The organism is Rossellomorea sedimentorum, from assembly GCF_046237645.1.
GTDB classification, from domain to species: domain Bacteria; phylum Bacillota; class Bacilli; order Bacillales; family Bacillaceae_B; genus Rossellomorea; species Rossellomorea sedimentorum.
Genome location: NZ_CP143546.1, coordinates 1,634,826 through 1,653,514, shown reverse-complemented (window position 1 = coordinate 1,653,514; position 18,689 = coordinate 1,634,826). Strand labels below are relative to the sequence as shown.

Below are 18,689 nucleotides of genomic sequence, written 5' to 3'. Positions count from 1 at the left end.
CTGTTCGCCCCCATCTACAATTTTTGTTTATACGCTGATATACCCTTCCAGATACGCCACTGCTTCTCCTGCCATTTTGATTTTATCCCCCAGGTCTTCGCAATACAGTTTTCCTCCACGTTCTGATAATTGCATCGCTTTCAGTTCATTCTTCTGCAGTACGCTTTTCCAATAAGGAACTAATGTGCAGTGAGCTGACCCTGTAACTGGATCTTCATTAATACCAGCTTTCGGAGCAAAAAACCTTGATACAAAGTCAACATCTTGTCCTTTTGCGGTCACAATAACCCCTAGGGCATCCAGTTTTTTAAACTCCTCGAAGTTCACATCAAGATTCAAGATTTCCTGCTCTGACTCATAAACAGCCAAATAATCCCTTGCCTTGTAGACTTCCTTTGGTTCTTTACCTAATCCTTTTATCAACTCTTCAGGTGCTTCGCATTTTACCCCTGGTCTTGAAGGGAAAAGAAGTGATAATAGAGCCCCTTCTTTGACAACCTCCAATATACCGCTTTTCGTATGAAAGTTCACTTTCTCTTCTGAGTTGTCCAAGTAGTTAAAAATTACAAAGGCTGCAGCCAACGTAGCGTGTCCGCATAAATCGATTTCTTCCTTAGGGGTAAACCACCTCAGTTCATAATCGGATTCAGTTTTCACAAAAAATGCTGTTTCCGCCAGATTGTTTTCTGCAGCAATCTTCTGCATCAAGTCAGCTTCAATCCATTCCGTGAGCGGGCAGACAGCAGCAGGATTACCCTTGAATTGCTGGTTTGTAAAAGCATCAATTTGATAAATTGGCAATCTCATCTTCTTTCCTCCTTATAAAAAAGTTGTTTTCGTATAAATTGTTGCTATCGGAAAATCCCATAGACTGGATTTTCCCCTTGGGTGAATAACTCTTTTCTTTCTTGCTGACTAAGATAATTTATGAGGAATCTGAGCATATATTTGGAACTTACTATTAAAAAGCAACAAAGTTTTAGAAAAGCCCCTATAAAAAAGCCGAAGACCAAACACCCCGTCTTCAGCTGTTTCTTTTAATAGATTCCTTTTGCATCAGTGGGAAGAGTTCTTACTCTGTGAAGATAATTCGTCATGTTCCTATCATCTCGTTCAGGATAAGTAAATGATAAGGATTCTGCCACATCCCCTGCCATAATACGGAAGAGTTCCCCGGCAGTAAATAAGCTATTCCACATATTTTCATAGTTTCCGTCCGAGTATGTAGCCTGGTACTTCTCCCAGTAAGTTTCGGAGAGAAAGTCTTTAAAGTACTTCCCCGATTTTCCGGGTGACACCTGGAAATTTGTTTTCATTCCAATCCACCAAGAGACCATTTTATCAAGGTTTTCCCGGATAATGCATTCAAACATATACTTTGCATAGGGCAACTCGTCACGCCATATTCCTTTAGCCACATTTTGCTGGCACCACCAGAAATCATTGCAGCAGCTGAAATATTGTCCATATGTCGGCTTTACTACATGATAATCAGCATCAGTTGGCTCTGGGATAGAGGGCAGGCAATTGTCTTTGTCTAACAGAGGAATGGTGAGTTTATCACTGAGATACCTCTCTTTCATCCCTACTATCGATTGGATTTGCAAATCAATACGATTTCCATCTGTAAAAAGCATGAGGTACCCATAGGATTTGCTGAAATCCTTAGGTTGACCAGCCATCCTGTCCATCATGTCGGGCTCTTGGATCATCAGCAGTTCTCCGAAGGCTTTGATCCATTCTTTTTCTTCAATGAAAGGAGCAGTTTCTTTAACGACATAAACAATATCATAGTCTTGGAATATATCTCTTGGTACGTTGGGATTGGTTCTTGATCCATTCATATAGACTGCGCGGATCCGCTCATCCTTTTTTGCTACTTGTAAAATGCGATCCATCATTTCTTTTTCTGTCCTCAAACTAATTCCTCCTCTTCAGCTACTAAAAAAGCATTAACATGGTTATAACCAGAGGAAACTGAGGCATACCGTGGAACGGCGATTCATGTTCTAGACTTTTCTACAAAGAAATCTAAATAAGGTATTCCACTAATTTCCGGTGAATCCCTGCTTTTTCATAGTAAAAACACAGCACATTCCTTGATAAGAAGGAGCGTGCTGTTTGGTTATAAATCAGTTATTCCAACCAAAGGTCGATTTTATCTTCAGCGTATTTCGTTGTGTAATACCCATTGATAGTCAGGTATTTTGGAATAATGGGATCATCCGAAGATTCCTGGAATAATTCAATTTCATGAGTGGTTTGAAAGTGTCTAGGCTGCCTTCCAATACGCTCTAAGATTGAATAATACTCTTGGGGCTTATATTGATTCCCCTCTCTATCCACTAATACTTCTTCCCCCCAGCTACCCATCGAGTAAGATTCCATTTGATTTTCAGTTGATAAACTGAAATGCAGCCTTTCATATTCTCTGCCTTGGAAATAGGTGTCGGTAATATGCAGCTTAGTTGGAGGTCCTGATTCCAGACTGTCGATTGAAAGTTCGTTTCCAAGATAGGTAAACATCTGCGGAAAGTCATTTTTCTGATTTAGTTCAATAGTTTTTTCATTTTCCACAAAGACATTTATTGAATCAAGTACAAGGCTCACGCTGTCAGGATCCTCAGCATACAGCGAATCAAATTTAGATTGAAAGGATGCCCATTCCCCAATCGAGTCGATATATTCTCCGTAAAAGTAGTCAACCTCCGCCGTTCTGTTCTCTGTCTCAAGGGCAGCCAGGCTGATATGCTGGATAGAGGTCTCCCCCTGCATTCGGTGGTAACTATACTCCAACAGAGTGGCAGTCGGCGCAACGATCAATTTTTCTATCCGGAATGGGACCCCTTCCACTTCTGTTTCCTGATCAAGATCATAAACAGTAGAGGAGTGCTTCTTTACGGGAATATCAAAGTTCCATTCCCCTTCAACAAATTCCAGTTCATCATAATACTTAAAGTTTGATCTGTCGGCTCTATCTTTCATTGCCTGCTGAAGTCTCATCAGCCTCAGTTCTACAGTACTGCTGTCTGACTTGATCGGCGCGAGACTGAGCGTCCCTCTAAAGGTGTTTCCTTCCTCATCTGTGGCCTCTTCAAACGGATGTCTGTAAACCCGTCTGGCCTCTTTATCAAATATTTCATACTCATTTTCTACACGTACACCCTCATGAATGTTAATGAAGTACTGGCTGTCCTCTTTCATATCTTCAATCTCATAATAAATCAGAGTCTGAACATCATCAGCAACAGCTGTTTTGATTCTGACTTTCACACCATTACTTTCCTGTTCTAAATTCAACGGTTCACTTATACCGTCCTTATAGTACTGTACGAGTTCCATTTCTTCCTGCTCCGTCCACCCCATCCATGAGTAGTAGAGGCTGGAAAAACTGCCTGTCACAAACCCTGTGCAAATCAAGAATGTAAGCAGGCCGACGGCAGTAAGACCCATTCTGCTTCGTTTTTTTCTCTTTTCTCTTTGAAGCCGTTCTGTTTCCGCCGCTTTTTCATAAATGCTGTCCATAAAATCAGGAGGAACCGGCAGCTCCTCAACAATTCGTTCCAACATGAAGGTAATTTCTTGAAAGGCAGATAATACTTTCTGACAATCCTTGCAATGATAAATATGTATCTCCAACTCTATTTTTTCTTTTCTAGAGAGCGATTTTCCAAGATAGGAGATAAACTTGTCCCGGTACTCCCTGCAGCTCCCTGACAGCTCGCCAAAACTAAGTTCCTTGCTTAATAGTGCCACTCCATCAGCCACACGTGACATCAATTCTGCAGTTGTAATCTGTAAAGCCTGCGATGCCTCATCAAATGGCAGACCTTTTAGATAGGTTATGACAAGAGCTTCCTTATTTTTCTCAGGTAATTTAAACAGCGCACTGAATAGTTGTCCCGCTTCTTCCTCATTATAAGTATCTGAGTTTTTAGGTAGACAGGCACGACACTTATTGATAAAAATAGAAGTGACCCAGGATTCAAAATGAAGATCTTCCTTTACATATCGGGTTTCTTCATGTACTTGATTTATCGTTTGGAAGAAAACCTCCTGGATGTCTTGATTATTTTGCAAATAGATCCATCCGAGCGCATAGAAAGACGTTTTCCGGTCTGCGAACCAGTTCACAATACTAGTTATACTGTTTTCATTTACATTATGGACCAAAATCTGCTCAGTCTCTTTTTTCAACAGCAATACCCCCTTCCCGTGCATTTCTATGAAAAACCATTATTAATAGGTGGAATTTTCTGAAAGTCACACGCCTAATTTTACCATACATTGCTGCATGTTTGGCAGATATCATTTAACCAATATCCTCAATCGTAATCTTCAGGGTCTGTATGAGCCTATAAATTCTGAAGCTTTGTTTTTAATATTCATAAATATAATTACCGGTTTCCATTCCATATGCACGACTCCGAGGGACAGGCGGTCAAACATGATATTAAACTGCATGCTGCACTTTAGGCCTGAAAAAACAACACTATCATACCAATGTCAAACTCTAAAAAATTTGTAAGTTATTCACTTCAAGTAATTACTCGTTAAAAGAATCACTTAAAGAACAGGAGAGTGTAAAATGGATATTTCGATACGACCAGAACACCCTGCAGAATACAGCGAGACCGAAGAAGTAGTTTATAAAGCCTTTTACAATGAAGAATTTAGTGACAAGCAAGAACATTTACTTGTAAATCGCCTCAGAAAATCAGAGGCGTTCATTCCTGACCTCTCATTCATTGCATTAAATCAAAACAGAAAAGTTATAGGTCATATTCTCCTATCGAAAGTTACTATTATCGATGGTAATAATAGCGCAGAATCGCTGGCTCTTGCTCCGGTTTCTGTTCTGCCTGAGTACCAGAGAAAAGGAATAGGGGGTAAGTTGATTAAAACGGCATTAATAAGAGCAAAAGAACTTGGATATAGGTCGGTGATCGTTCTCGGACATAAAGACTACTATCCTAAATTCGGGTTTCAACCGGCCAGCCTTTGGAACATACAGGCACCGTTTGATGTGCCTGATGATGTATTTATGGCATTGGAATTGACCCCTGATTCTCTTAAAAATGTACAAGGCGTCGTTCACTATTCCAGAGCCTTTTCGGAGTAAGGTTTTAGATTTTCAAAGCTTATAATGAGGCGTTACTTCGCTCTTTTCCATAGGCTCTTTTCGTAAACATTGTTGCTATTTAATACAAATTTTAAAAAAATCTACTTAATTAACCAGGAATAGCCTGATTAACAAGTAAGAAAAGAGCTAATTCACCTTTTTCAGAGAAAAAAGCCCTTGTCTCCAAGGGAAAAATCCGGCTCTTTGGATTTTTCCGAGAGCAACATTATATACGAAAACAGCGTTTCCATAAAAAGTAGCAGCCCAATTATTTTAAGGGCTGCTACCTAATTTGGATATCATAAGCGTCTACATTCATCCTCTACTTCTTCCCTGTAAATACGTAGATTGCATTTCTTAAGAATTCTGCCGTTCCTTCTTGTTGCTTATCATAATAAGCTTTGAATCGCTTATCAGCGACATACATATCCCCAAGTCCTGCATGGCTGTCCTTTCTGTATTCTGCCCAGTAATACATCAGCCACTCTTTGTGCAATGCTGCTGCTTTTTGAGCAGGTACACTGGATGGGTCTCCAGTCTTCAGCGCTTCTGCCAGGGCTGTATGAACCTTCTCTGCAAGACGCTTTGCTTGTTCAAACTCTTCCGGTGATAGGTTCTGAAGCCTGGCATTAGATTGATCGATGGTGTCTTCACCATACTTTGATCGAATTTCCTTGCCGTAACTCTGTTCATTGTCGTTTATCATTTTCTTTTTGAAGCCTTCAAACTTTTCTTTATCGTTCATTACGCTTCTCCCTTCCTTCAATGCAATAGTTTTCTCCACATCGGCAATTAACTGGTCCAGTTTTCTGCGTTTAGCCATTAATTTCTTATGATGATCAACCAATGCGCTTGCTGCGTCAAAGTCAAGATCATCAAGAATATCCTTGACCTGTGCAAGAGGATCTGTTCCAGCCGGTCCACTTCTTGTCTCCTGTAAATACGATATCAAGATGAATTAATCCTGGCCGGTTTAAGAACTTCAATTTCATCATAATATCGCAGGGTGCGCGCGCTGACCCCTGCCAACTGCCCGAGCTTGGTACCGGTATATTTTACACATTGACGCTGCGTAAAGGTAAAGGGGTTACAAAAAAACTTTATTAATACTGCTTCTAGATATATGTAAAGAGCCTTTAACTACTGGTATTAGTACTGTGTTTATAAGCAAAAGTACATTTTTTCAAAAAATCATTACAAGAATAAATAGGCCAGCTTTGTTGCTCTCAAAGTAATTTAGACATATAGTATTCATCGAAAAATTCTCCATCTATACCAATTGATTTTCTTTTCGTCCCCTCAATCTCAAATCCCCTCTTTTTATAGAGAGCCACACCGGCAACATTCTGTGTCACCACAGTCAGTTCAAGTCTTATAATCCCGTTGTTCGATGCCCATTCTTCCACTTTTTCAAAGAGTGCTTTCCCAATTCCCTTTCCTCTGTGGTACTCGGATATCCCGATGGCAATATAAGCAGAATGCCTGGTTCTTTTAACGTTTCCCCCAATAGCAAACAAGTACCCTGTCAATTGCCCATCTTTTTCTGCAACGATTATTGTGGAATTGCCTGCTTCCTTTATCTTCTCAATTTGCACTCTTAGCTGTTGGGGAGATGTCTTCCTTTCACCTTCACCCATCATCATAAATTGTGATGACGCCTCGACGCTCTTCATAAGAGTGACCAAGTTCTCAGTATCTTCAAGTTGTATTTCCCTTACCATCATAAGTTTTCACTCCCTCATCTAATAAACCTTCTGCTTGAAATTGTCATTTACATCTGCTGCGAAATCAAAGCCCGTATCTATCTCCCAATATTTAGTTTTTACATTTCCTTTAGGCATTGTAAAAATGAGCTTCTTTTTTTTACCATTTCCTTCAAATATCAAGGTGCCAAAAAACATTGGTTCATGTTGAACTCTTTCCGAAAACGGGATAAAACTTCTTGGTCTTGTGTTGATTTGCTCAACTATCGCATTTACTTGCTCCTCATCGGTAATGACATAAACCACATGTTCTGTTTTGATAATTGTCAATTTCTCATACTTTTCATCAATGATTCTGTATTCATAAAGCTTAAGTGAAACCACGAGTATAAAACATATAGAAAGTATGACTGCAATCCTCTTACCGTTTTTTTCCATATTACCCATCGCCCTTCTACTAGTGTACAATTAATTAGACGAATTCGGGGAAGTTTTATTGCATATTCCTGCCAATTTTACCACCTTAATCGTCATAGCTGATTGACATCTAAAACGAAGGTAGTATTGGGTCAAGCTTTGTAGCTAATAGCAGTCAGTACATCATTTTTGGCATAGAAAAAACCCGGGAGTTTACCCGGGGTTCATTCTACTCATCCTTATAGTTATGTTGTTCCTCAATCTGCCCGTGTTCACTATGAATGTAGGCCATGCTGTTGGAATCCTCAGCCATTCGTTTGGCTTCCTCTACAGCATCAGATTTGGTGCCTGCCGTATATACAGGGTCATCCTTTCCTTCTTCCTTTACTGCCCAGCCCTCTTCATCATGCGGGACAACATGATACCTGGCATCATCAGTGCCGGCTCGGTCTTCAAAGTATTCATTACGATTGTTTTGAGTATTATTGTCTGCCATGAATAAAAAACCTCCATTTCAAAAATTTTGTTCTTAGACTTTTGATTACCCTCTATGGATGATAAAGAAACTGAGAGAATTCAGGTAATTTCTTCTTTCTTCCAAACTCTTTTTTTAAACTTTGTTATTATTTCATATGAATTTCAAGAGATATGGATAAGAAAGTATAGAGCTACTCATCTGCCAAAAAGAAAACCCCGATTTATCTACAAAAACAGCCTTCCTCAATAAAAAGAGCCAAGGTCCGTCATCAGGAACCTCGGCTGTCAGGTAATCATTCTTCTTCAATTTCTTCCGTATTTGTTTCAATATTGATCTCTTCAACATACTCCAGTACCCGTTCGGCAATGAGTTTATAGCCGCTGGTATTAGGATGAAAATAGTCTTCTGCTAACAGGTCCAGAGTGGAACTCTCGAATAAATCAGCAGTTGGGATATAGTTTACATTTTCATATTCTTCTGTAATTGATTCCCCTGCTTTATTCCAGCTGTTCATGATGACATCCAGCTCTTTGATATCCCCAAAATATCCTTTGAAAGGATTATAAAACCCAATCAAGTACACTTTGGTGTCAGGATTCATCTCGTTTATTTTATCAAATATTGCTCTCAGCCTGTCCGTGTAAGCCTGCTTTTCCTTATCAAAGGTTTCCACCTTGAGATCAATGAAATTACTTTTAACAATCTTCATGATATCGTTGGCACCTATTGTAATGAGGACGAGATCAGCTTCTTTAATGGAACCCGCAATCTCTTTATCATCGAGACGTTTTAACAACTGATCTGTACGGTTGCCTCGCTTACCATAGTTGTCCAAGGAGACTTTCACTTGGTTATCTTCAAATGTATGATTGAGAATGCCAACATAACCGCCGTTTTTCGTTTCATCCCCAACACCCTGGGTGAGTGAATCCCCAATGGATACAATCTTAAGGTCTTGATTAAATAGGTCTATAACTCCCTCTATAACTTCCCTGACATTTTCTTTGATTTCTTCAGTAATGGAAGAGGTTGGTTGAACGATTTTATCTGCTTCTAGCTGTTCTTCCTCATTTGCTGTCTCAGATAGGACATTTTCTATTTGTTCACTGACCGAAGCGGTTTTTGTGTTCACATTTACTTCCTTAGGGAGAAAAGTATCACGGAAGACTAAACCAAGAAGAACGACCACTAGCAGCAGAGCTGTAATAAATATAAATTTATTCAATCTCTGCACTTGACTACCACACCTGCCCTATATCATAGATAGTAGACTTATTCCCTTTTTGAATTATATTAATCTGAATAGTCTATATATTTTAGCATGTATTTGTCACTGAGGAAAGATACAAAATGCAGTAAATCCACCTTAATTTAATTAGTTAAAAAAGCGCCTGGTACCCTGGAAAAATACAGGGCAGCAGACGCTTCTATATTTCTATTAATTTTGGATATAGCGATCGAAGATATCTCCGAAGTCTTTCTTCGTATTATTTTGATAATGTTGATTCAGCCAATCATACGCAAAGTTTGTGGCTTCTTTGAACTCATTGGAAATATCATTGTCATGAAATCGATTGCTGTGAATGAGGTCTTTGGCGATGGATAAGCTCTTTTCAGCAGATTCGAATTTCCTCTTTCCATCCTCCTGGATATGAGAGATTGCCAGAAGTGATTTATACAAATCTGCGATTGCTTCTCCCTCTTTCTTATCAATATCAACTGAAAACGGCTTGCCGCCCAGGGTGAATTTAATCTCCAAGTCAAGGTCGATCGTTCCTGCTGTTTCAATTGAAACGTTGTTTATAGGCGTCTGATAATATTCATAACGATACAGATTACGTTTGCTGCTGGCAGCTGATTCACCATCTAAATGGATTAGCGCTCTGTTAGTAAAACAGTATTCATCCGTTTTGGATTTGATCAGAAAGTGGATTTTTTCTCCATCTTCGTGCAGTACATAATCGTCTGATAAGGTTTTGTCAAAATCTTCTCTCTTGATAATTTTCCCGATATCACTTAATCCTAATGCATCACTTGCAAGCTTCTTAAACATTTCTCTACCCCTTTTTCTCTGAGATTTCTCCTAAAATTTGTTTCATTAACACCGATACTATCATGCTAACATACCAGTCTCATAATGTAATAGAGAATAAACGATTTGTTATGGCATCCCTTCATAAATATGGCTGTTTTAAAATTTTTATTCCAGAATTTTTGGCAACCACTGTTTCTTTTATAATAAGCGGCTGACTGATTTCCACTCCAGTCAAGGAGTATTAAAATAGTACAAATTCTTTTTATAAAACCCTACTTTTTAGTCCTGTATTATTCTTTAAAAAGACTCCCATTCTGAATGCACGGGGTACTTCCCCCTACAACTTCTGCATCTTGCACGGAATTCCTCCTTAGGTTAAAATTTTATAGGTTTCTGCTATTAAGAAGCAGCCATACATACGAGTATACCCAGCAAATGTAAAGTGGAACAAAATTAAAAGTCTTATCAACCAGGGGTTTATACTTATGAATAAGAGGGTAAAATCTTGAAAATATTTTGCCTGCAGTAGAAAGTGAGGGAAAAAGATGAAGCTTGGTCTTACGAGTAAAATTATTATCGGATTAGTTGCCGGGGCGATCACGGGCCTATTATTAAATGTATTTGCAAAAGATGTATTTGATATTTTAGATCCATATTTATTCACCCCATTAGGAAGGATCTTTCTAAATCTTATCTCCATGCTGGTCGTCCCGATCGTCTTTGTATCGATCGTTCTGGGCTCAGCCGGTCTGGGGGATCCTAAAAAACTTGGGAGAATTGGAATAAAGACTATTCTATTTTTCCTTGTGACTACCTGTATTGCCATTACTATAGGACTCAGCCTTGCAAATGTTATCGATCCGGGCCTTGTTGAAGGAATCGATCAAACAAGCAATGAAGGTTTCGAGACGAAAGAAGCGCCTCCTGTCGGGGAAACGCTGATGAATATCATTCCAAAGAACCCATTAACCGCCATGACAGAAGGCAACATGCTGCAAATCATTGCTTTTGCCATATTCATAGGAATCGGTTTAACGGCACTAGGTGAAAAAACGAAAGGCATTTTGACTTTAGTGGGACAGGCGAATGATTTATTAATGTACCTGGTCACACTCGTGATGAAGTTTGCTCCGTATGGTACCTTCGGATTGATTGCATCCGCCATAGGAAGCCAGGGATGGGGTGCGATTAAAGCCATGTGGCTCTATATGATGGTGGTCATACTGGCCTTAGTGATTCATGCTATTGTCACATATGGGGGTTCCGTCCTTCTGCTGGCAAAGAAGAGCCCTATCTGGTTCTTCAAAAATTTCAGTCCGGCTATGAGTGTGGCTTTCAGTACATCAAGCAGTAATGCCACATTGCCGATTTCAATGGAAACTGCCCAGAAACGGCTGAAAGTATCTGAGCCGGTAAGCTCATTTGTCCAGCCGCTGGGCGCTACCATAAATATGGACGGAACGGCGATCATGCAAGGGGTTGCTACCGTTTTTATCGCACAGGTATACAGCGTCGACCTTACCATGGGTGAACTGGTGACTGTTGTGTTAACCGCAGTACTGGCGAGCATCGGTACTGCCGGAGTACCAGGCGTCGGACTGATCCTGCTTGCGATGGTCCTTAGCAGTGTCAATCTCCCTGTAGAGGGAATCGGCTTGATTCTTGGAATTGACAGATTGCTGGATATGGCAAGAACCTCCATCAATATCTCCGGAGATGCCGCTTGCGCTTTAATTGTCTCAGAGAGCGAAGGAAAAAGAGATACTTTAAATGAGCAGGAAGAAAATGCCTGATAAACAATGAAAGAAGTCCTCCTAAAGGGGACTTCTTTTTTTGGGTTGGTTATTCTTGACACCTATTAATCTTCCTTTGAAAAATCAAGAATTCTTATATAGTTTCCAGAAATATCTTTGAAAATCGCATATCTTCCCGGCGGAATATCAACCGGTTCCTTTACAAAGTCGAGTGTATGTCTTTGTTCCTCAAAGTAGCTGTCTACACTGTCAACCAGGAAAACTCCCCCGGCGGCCATGTTCTTTTCACCTTCTTCAATTAACAAACGTACATCAGACTCAGGCAAAGTCAATGCGACTGTATGATCTCCTTCCCGCCATGCTTCCACGAATCCAAGTTTCTCACGATAAAATGTGAGAGACTCCGTTAAGTTGTTTACAGGGTGATACAAAAAAACTAATTTCATATTCCAATCCTCCTAACCAAAACCAAATTTATTTTTGTACCACATAAGTTGATTATGTATTTCCTAATCCTTTTCCCATATTTTGCGAGGGTCATATTAAAATTATTTCCACCTCATGCAGCAGGCGGCAGGGTTAAGTAATATACACTTGAAAAGAATAAGAAAGCAATCATAACCGCTCCATACGCTTTCCATGCATTTATTTTTTGGGTTATTTGGATTAAACGCACAGAAACCAAGTACATCCATAATAAAGAGATTAGCAGAAGGATTGTCATGATAATTGACAGTTTTTCACCTGTGCTTAATGCAACAACAGAAGGCAAGCCAACGATTGAAGGAACAAGGGCAAACGCGGTAAGTCGGTTTATGATGCCCATAACCCCCTTTCCGCCAAATGCTTTTCCTCCTGCCCACAATAAAAGAGTAAGACCCAGTCTGGTGAGATACACCATTCCCGTTCCTGACAGGATGAGGAACAGATAGACCGCTGACTGCAAGAAGGAAGAGTCGAATGTAATATATTCGTCCGGCACCCTAAAGTAAATTACCGATCCATAACAAATGCCAATGATAAATGTAAAAATAAATGCCCACTTGTTATAAGTTTCATTAGAAGCAAGTTTTTCTGTCGCTTCCTTATCTAAAAAAATTGCACGAAAAATAGATGATAGCTGATTCATTTATCTCCCTCCTTTGACAGGAAGGAGAAGGAAGGAACCCCCCCTTCTCCTTTATGTTAGTATTGCCAAGGTGTCAAGGCCCAAATCAAAGTCAAGGCACTCGCGATTACGACAATAATGGCACCAGTCAGGCTATTATATCTGGCTGGATTCACATCGCTCCATCCGTGAATGCGTTCAATCAATTTGTGGTCTTGTAGTGTTGTTAATTTGTTTTGCAGTGAAGGCATTTTGTTTGTAATCATGGAAACCACCACTAATATGATGAATGCAATTGGCACGCACAGCATAGCTCCCGATAAGCCCAAGCTGTCTGTCAACCCGTGGCCGCTCACCACAATACTTGGAAAAACAAATGGAGAAACAATAACATAAATGGCTCCCGAAATGACTACAGATGCAATGGCGCCATATTTATTGGCTCCCTTCCACCAAACGCCCATCAGGATAATCGGGGCGTTCGTAACCGCAGCAAGGCCAAATGCCCATAGAATACTCACTACCAGGAAGGCAGGTGGTTTTACTGCAAGCAGAACGCTTGTTAGTCCACCCAAAGCAATGGCTGCGTATCCCAAACGCATCTTTGTTTTTGAAGTGATATTCGGTAATAATGTTGCAAAAATATCTTGTGATAAAAGAGCTCCGATTGCCAGCAGGTTTCCACTTAAGGTGGAAACACCCGCAGAAATTGCACCGGCAATAACCAAAGCTGTCACCCATTCAGGATTATAAACAAGATTAAGAATGATGGTAAGTTTGTCGGCGTCTGCAGCTGAGATCATATTGCCGTTGGTGCTGTTAAAAAATACTCCAGCAAAGCCCATTGCATAAGTGGCCGAGAAAACTAATCCAAGAACTAAAGCGAACCAAACCATAGCCTGTCGCGCACTCTTAAGGCTTGAAGCGGTGTAGATGCGCATGGCTAGATGAGGTAAACCTAAAGAACCAAGTGTCATAGCCGGGATAAGGGCAAAATACCATTTTGCACCAAATTGATAATCAAAAAAGTCTGGAACCGCTTTCAACATTGCCGGCACCATATCCGAGTAAAATAGAGGCGGGAAAAACCAGCCGGAAGAGCCCATTGCCTTCATAATGGCACCCAGTGGTACAACAAACATGAGAGCAATAATTACCATTTGGACTGCGGCGTTGTTCGTAGCCCCTCTCATTCCCCCAATAGTTACATATCCTGTTATTAACAGACCGCCTACAAATAATCCTGTCATATAAGGAATGCCGAACAGCATTTCAAATGTCTTTGCAATCCCAATCATTTGACCTAATGCATACATGATGGAAATTAAGATCATCCATAGAGCAACAATGACAGCCGCGGATTTTCCATAACGTTCTTTAACAAAGTGTGCAGGTGAAAACGCTCCCATTCTTCTCAAGCTCGTACCGTAGATGATTGTGATTAACGGGATTGCCAATATTAATTGAATCCATAAAAATACGAATGGTGCTTTCAAATTAAGGATGAGTCCGGTTACACCCAGGAAAGTCGCCAAGCTCATATATGTAGCAGCCATTGCAAGACCGTTCGTGATTGCTCCCACTCCACCTCCTGCTGCATATAAATCTTCGACAGATTTACTTGATCTGTTTGAAAACCAGCTAATTCCATAAAACAATACAAAAGTAAGTGCTACAACAATAAGCCCAATGAGTGGATTCTCCAATTGCCAGTTTTGATCCATTACACTGCCTCCTTATCCATACCATCTTTAAGCTGCTGGTTCTGCTTATTCTCTGCCTCAATCGCAGCATCAATTTTGTTGCCGAGTCTGCCGGCAACAATTGTTAACAGCACGACTCCAAACCAGCCTACAACAACTGGAACGATATACATTATCGGGAAACCAAACCAATAACCTTCAACAGGAAAGATAGTAAAAATCAACCCCATGTTTCCAGCTACTAAAAATAGCACCGTCATTCCGATCGTAAACCATACTTCTTTTTTATAAGCGCCCATATAAGTCCTCCTAGCTTTTTTTGTTTTGTGAGCGAACGCTCAATCGTTTTTCGCGTCAAAGTGACCTCCTTTCCATTTGAGGTGTTATGTATAACAAAGTTGTCTTATGTGACTATTATACAACAACTTGTTAGAAAATTTAAAATTTTTTTATTTTTCGAGACTTTCATTAAAATATCTCGGAATAAGAAATATTTATTCCCCGTACAATACACGAACTTTTTATAAATCCAGCTTTTCATCTTTCCACCCGCAAACAACAAAATCACTATATTTCGACACCCATTGTTTTCCCTGTTAAATGGCAATTCAAATAATAGCCTTATGATAGGTGACATGAAATCGCAACTAAAGCTTCAATCTTAAATTGACAGTAAAGCACTTAAAGCTTTCATAAAATGCTGAACAACACAATAAGATAAATGCCTTTGATTCCCCCCTAACAAAAGGTGCCTATTTGTTTTAGAAACAAATAGGCACCTTTATTTATCATATGTTATATAGTTGCTTAAATAATGTAGGTACGATAGTGGGCAGCTCCATAAAATTATTGATGATGTGATCAGCCTGGTTCAGTTCCTCTTCCCGTGCAAAATCGAAATTGCATCCTATGGAAAGGAGCCCATTATCTCTTGCTGCTTTGAAATCAGACAGGCGGTCGCCTACGACTGCTGCATTGGTGATTTCATATTTATCAATGATGGTTTTCACTAAGTCTGACTTGTTCAAGGTTCTTATCTGTTCAATACTGAATGTTTCAGTCACCCACTTATCCAACCCGTAAAATTCCACGATAGCTTGTAAATATTCTGTCAGTCCATTGCTTGCTATGTAAATGTTATAACCTTTCTCTTTCAACACTGAGAAAACATCCAGAACGTTTGGGTATAATGCGCCCTTTCCACTTCTAATATTTTGGATCAACCTATTTAGAAAAATAGCATCGACCTCTTCCCTGATTGCAATTGAGTGATCCGGCAGCAGCGTTTCCCACACTTCCGGCAAAGGTACACCCATGATTTCGCGGTATTTATCAATAGGTGTATCTGCATCCCATTTATCTTGTGCCCGAAGATGATCAAACGTATCTTGGAGTGAGACTTTCAATATTTTATCCGTTTGAAATAGAGTGCCATCCATATCAAAAATAAGTGATGGATTCATCTTTCCCCTCCTTGTGGGCTGACTTTTTTTAAGTGTCTCTGCCATAGGGCATGCAATTATTTTTTCTTATCATTGATACTTCCATTATAGCTTTTCAAATAAGCATCCAGTAACCACCGGTTTTTCTCCAGCAGCTTTTGCACTACAATGATACTCAGCAAAAGTACGACTGCAGGTTCTTGAGTTTCAAACCAACTGGACACCAGTAAAAACAAGACAAAAGAATAAACTAATAGAATGGTTAGGTATGCCGTGCTTTCTTTCACACTATGTATCTCCTTACTTTTTTATAATTATCAGAACTACCTTGGAGCCATTCAAACTAGTTTCCGATATTTTCTTTAAAATAATTTCCCCAATGAGGCTGTGACCCGTCAATGTCTTTGAAACCATAGGTTTCCGATAGCTCCCAGGTACTAAAAATTCCACCGGTTTTATCAGCAATATCCGGATCCAATGCTAAACATTTAATCGCCTCACCTATATAATACGGAGATTCAGAGGCTATGAAATGAGGGTCGGCTTTCGCTCCTTCCTTCCAATTCCCTTCCGTCACTCCATACGCTTCCAGCATGGCTTCCGACCGCAAATAACCCGGTGTTACAGCTATTGATGTTATATGATCATCTTTTAAATCTTCAGCCATAACCTGCGCAATATGAATAGCAGATATTTTAGCCAGGCTGTAGTAAAAACTGCCCCGCGGTTTATAGTCAGTGCCATCCGTCACTTCAACTATAAGCCCGCCGTTGCTTTCTCTCTATCACCTTTTGCAGCATGAACTCACTCCCTTTTGTTTATTTTGTAATAATATGGTAACACAGATTGCCGGTTAAATGGTTGAAAATTAAGATAATTATCCCGAAACATTAAACAGGCGCAGCCCTGAATGAGCTGCACCTTGAATTCATTTCGATTTTTCTACTCCAAGAGAGCTTTTACTATGACTTGTTAGTATGAAACTTCTTCTCTTTGTACGCTTTAAAGTCGCCACAATTAGAAAACTTACAATCACCAATAACAACCAGGAGCTTACCTTTCCTACATCAACTAGACTCCACACCTCGGTTTGGTTTGGGTATTCCCACGCCCCAAAGAACGTTGCGATATTTTCAGCTACCCATATAAAAAAGCCGATGAGTACAAAAGAAAACACGAGTGGCATATGATAACGCCTGCCACCAACCATATAAGTGACCCATGACCGCCAAAAGAAGATGATAACAAATCCGGAAAGCCACCAACGGACATCAATCCAATAATGATGCGCGAAGAAATTTAAATAAAAAACAAAGTGATGACCTTAAGTTCATCGCGAGTTTCAAGCCCTGAATGAAGCATCCACAACTGCATCAGCAAACAAATGATAAGCAGCCAATCATACCGCGGCAAGAAGGGTAACGGTATAATTTGAGTCAAAGCCAAAGAGGCAAAAATAACGACAGGAAATAAACAGGACAGTGCCTGCTGCCAGCCAAACCGGACTAACTGCTTTAATGGCCTCACTAGCTTGCTTTCCTTGAGTGATCCGGCCATCAGATTTGGCTTATTGATCGTCTTCATCATTCTGATACTCTAAAATATCTCCAGGCTGACAGTCCAAAGCTTTGCAAATGGCCTCTAGTGTAGAAAATCGAACCGCTTTTGCCTTTCCGTTTTTCAATATGGAAAGGTTCGCCATCGTGATTCCCACCTTCTCCGACAGTTCCGTCACACTCATCTTCCTTTTTGCCAGCATTACATCTATATTGATTATAATTGCCATGTCATTCACCTCAGACCGTTAAATCATTTTCTGATTTTATTTCGATTGCTTCTTGCAACAGTTTCTGGAGAACAGCCGCAAAGACTGCAATCACCATGGAAGCAAAAGGAACAAGAATCCCGACAAAGATGACACCAGGGGCATCGTCCACTTCCGCAAAGATGTAGAAAAGCGGGAAGACCAACAAATGTAGACCACTGATGGCGATTGCACAATATTTGATTATCTTTAAAGCCTCCACAGAATCTTGCGAGAACGCATTACTTTTATCAATGTAGCGTAATAGTTTGAAAGCCTGATACAAAGCAAAATAAAAAGGGATTGCGGATGCATAGAAGATGATTGACACTAGATAGTCTATATACACAAATCGTGGTAGTACTTCTGCTGATATATCCCCTAACACCGGTACGGCAAAAATGCATAAAGCAAGCACCGGAAGACCGAGAATGATAACAGCTACTTTTAAAAACAACGTCGTTACACTTTTCATAAAAGCACCTCATTTAGGTTAATGTTAATTTCATTCTAGATTAAAATTTATCGTTTTTCAATAAATAATTGTTGAGTAACGCATTCTATTTATTGTTATTTATTTTTCAGCATTAGCAGCATTCCAACTTGGTACAATACCTAAAGCTATCAAGCTCTTAGTAATTCGGAATAGACTAATGTAGGCTGGTGTGCGGGGCTTTAATGGGTATCGAGGGCAAAATACCCTATTCTAGACTAGAGCGCGGCGCTATAATGGGGAGTAATGAAAAAACACCCTATTATAGACTGGAGGGCACCGCTATAATGGGTGAGTAATGAAAAAACACCCTATTATAGACTGGAGCGCACCGCTTTAATGGGTGAGTAATGAAAAAACACCCTATTATAGACTGGAGTGCACCGCTATAATGGGTGAGTAATGGATAAACACCCTATTATAGACTGGAGCGCACCGCTATATTGGGTGAGTAATGGATAAACACCCTATTATAGACTGGAGCGCACCGCTATATTGGGTGAGTAATGAAAAAACACCCTATTATAGACTGGAGCGCACCGTTATATTGGGTGAGTAATGAAAAAACACCCTATTATAGACTGGAGCGCACCGTTATATTGGGTGAGTAATGAAAAAACACCCTATTAT

The 18,689-nt window shown here is 40.0% G+C and carries 18 protein-coding genes and 3 pseudogenes; 2 read left to right on the top strand and 19 right to left on the bottom strand.

Annotated features, from left to right (window positions below):
• Positions 1–27: 27 nt before the first annotated feature.
• The 3 genes from V1502_RS07985 to V1502_RS07975 form a co-directional block, all read right to left on the bottom strand.
• Positions 28–807 carry a PhzF family phenazine biosynthesis protein gene (locus V1502_RS07985; RefSeq protein ID WP_409253827.1) on the bottom strand — a complete coding sequence of 260 codons (780 nt, stop codon included), beginning with the start codon at positions 805–807 and terminating at the stop codon, positions 28–30.
• Positions 808–1,037: 230 nt separating this feature from the next.
• Positions 1,038–1,919 carry an aminoglycoside 6-adenylyltransferase gene (locus V1502_RS07980; RefSeq protein ID WP_409253826.1) on the bottom strand — a complete coding sequence of 294 codons (882 nt, stop codon included), beginning with the start codon at positions 1,917–1,919 and terminating at the stop codon, positions 1,038–1,040.
• Positions 1,920–2,136: 217 nt separating this feature from the next.
• Positions 2,137–4,197, bottom strand: a complete 2,061-nt coding sequence (locus V1502_RS07975) for a DUF4179 domain-containing protein (RefSeq protein ID WP_409253825.1) — start codon at positions 4,195–4,197, stop codon at positions 2,137–2,139.
• Between the two features lie 391 nt (positions 4,198–4,588).
• Here V1502_RS07975 and V1502_RS07970 point away from each other — a divergent pair, with 391 nt between their 5' ends.
• On the top strand, positions 4,589–5,122 hold the full coding sequence (locus V1502_RS07970; RefSeq protein WP_409253824.1) for a GNAT family N-acetyltransferase: 534 nt from the start codon (positions 4,589–4,591) through the stop codon (positions 5,120–5,122).
• A gap of 322 nt (positions 5,123–5,444) precedes the next feature.
• Here V1502_RS07970 and V1502_RS07965 read toward each other — a convergent pair.
• The 6 genes and pseudogenes from V1502_RS07965 to V1502_RS07940 all read right to left on the bottom strand — a co-directional run bounded on the left by V1502_RS07965 (position 5,445) and on the right by V1502_RS07940 (position 9,773).
• Positions 5,445–6,226: pseudogene (locus V1502_RS07965) on the bottom strand (MerR family transcriptional regulator).
• 122 nt (positions 6,227–6,348) lie between these two features.
• Positions 6,349–6,846 (bottom strand): GNAT family N-acetyltransferase, encoded by a 498-nt coding sequence (locus tag V1502_RS07960; protein ID WP_409253823.1) that lies wholly within the window; start codon positions 6,844–6,846, stop codon positions 6,349–6,351.
• A gap of 18 nt (positions 6,847–6,864) precedes the next feature.
• Positions 6,865–7,263: a hypothetical protein gene (locus V1502_RS07955; RefSeq protein WP_409253822.1), complete on the bottom strand. Its 399-nt coding sequence runs from the start codon at positions 7,261–7,263 to the stop codon at positions 6,865–6,867.
• A gap of 208 nt (positions 7,264–7,471) precedes the next feature.
• Positions 7,472–7,738 carry a DUF2188 domain-containing protein gene (locus V1502_RS07950; protein ID WP_409253821.1) on the bottom strand — a complete coding sequence of 89 codons (267 nt, stop codon included), beginning with the start codon at positions 7,736–7,738 and terminating at the stop codon, positions 7,472–7,474.
• Between the two features lie 274 nt (positions 7,739–8,012).
• On the bottom strand, positions 8,013–8,954 hold the full coding sequence (locus V1502_RS07945; protein ID WP_409253820.1) for an SGNH/GDSL hydrolase family protein: 942 nt from the start codon (positions 8,952–8,954) through the stop codon (positions 8,013–8,015).
• 204 nt (positions 8,955–9,158) lie between these two features.
• On the bottom strand, positions 9,159–9,773 hold the full coding sequence (locus V1502_RS07940) for a PH domain-containing protein (RefSeq protein ID WP_409253819.1): 615 nt from the start codon (positions 9,771–9,773) through the stop codon (positions 9,159–9,161).
• A gap of 527 nt (positions 9,774–10,300) precedes the next feature.
• Between V1502_RS07940 and V1502_RS07935 the strand changes: the two genes are divergently transcribed.
• Positions 10,301–11,548: a dicarboxylate/amino acid:cation symporter gene (locus V1502_RS07935; RefSeq protein ID WP_409253818.1), complete on the top strand. Its 1,248-nt coding sequence runs from the start codon at positions 10,301–10,303 to the stop codon at positions 11,546–11,548.
• 65 nt (positions 11,549–11,613) lie between these two features.
• Here the strand turns inward: V1502_RS07935 and V1502_RS07930 are convergent, their stop codons facing one another.
• The 10 genes and pseudogenes from V1502_RS07930 to V1502_RS07885 form a co-directional block, all read right to left on the bottom strand.
• Complete coding sequence (locus V1502_RS07930; RefSeq protein WP_409253817.1) at positions 11,614–11,955, bottom strand: VOC family protein; 342 nt, start codon at positions 11,953–11,955, stop codon at positions 11,614–11,616.
• Between the two features lie 113 nt (positions 11,956–12,068).
• Complete coding sequence (locus V1502_RS07925; protein ID WP_409253816.1) at positions 12,069–12,638, bottom strand: hypothetical protein; 570 nt, start codon at positions 12,636–12,638, stop codon at positions 12,069–12,071.
• A gap of 56 nt (positions 12,639–12,694) precedes the next feature.
• Positions 12,695–14,341: a sodium:solute symporter family transporter gene (locus V1502_RS07920; RefSeq protein ID WP_409253815.1), complete on the bottom strand. Its 1,647-nt coding sequence runs from the start codon at positions 14,339–14,341 to the stop codon at positions 12,695–12,697.
• A complete protein-coding gene (locus tag V1502_RS07915) occupies positions 14,341–14,619 on the bottom strand; it encodes a hypothetical protein (RefSeq protein WP_409253814.1) in 279 nt (92 codons plus the stop codon). Before V1502_RS07915 ends, V1502_RS07920 begins: the two co-directional genes overlap by 1 nt.
• Before the next feature lie 489 nt (positions 14,620–15,108).
• A complete protein-coding gene (locus V1502_RS07910; protein WP_409253813.1) occupies positions 15,109–15,783 on the bottom strand; it encodes an HAD family hydrolase in 675 nt (224 codons plus the stop codon).
• A 56-nt stretch (positions 15,784–15,839) separates the two neighbouring features.
• Positions 15,840–16,049, bottom strand: coding sequence for a short-chain dehydrogenase (locus V1502_RS07905; RefSeq protein ID WP_409253812.1), 210 nt, complete (start codon positions 16,047–16,049; stop codon positions 15,840–15,842).
• 56 nt (positions 16,050–16,105) lie between these two features.
• Positions 16,106–16,528: pseudogene (locus tag V1502_RS07900) on the bottom strand (short-chain dehydrogenase); the annotation flags it as partial.
• Between the two features lie 162 nt (positions 16,529–16,690).
• Positions 16,691–17,289: pseudogene (locus V1502_RS07895) on the bottom strand (DUF817 family protein).
• Positions 17,290–17,329: 40 nt separating this feature from the next.
• Positions 17,330–17,548, bottom strand: a complete 219-nt coding sequence (locus V1502_RS07890) for a helix-turn-helix domain-containing protein (protein WP_409253811.1) — start codon at positions 17,546–17,548, stop codon at positions 17,330–17,332.
• A 10-nt stretch (positions 17,549–17,558) separates the two neighbouring features.
• Complete coding sequence (locus V1502_RS07885) at positions 17,559–18,041, bottom strand: DUF2975 domain-containing protein (RefSeq protein ID WP_409253810.1); 483 nt, start codon at positions 18,039–18,041, stop codon at positions 17,559–17,561.
• Positions 18,042–18,689: the final 648 nt, after the last annotated feature.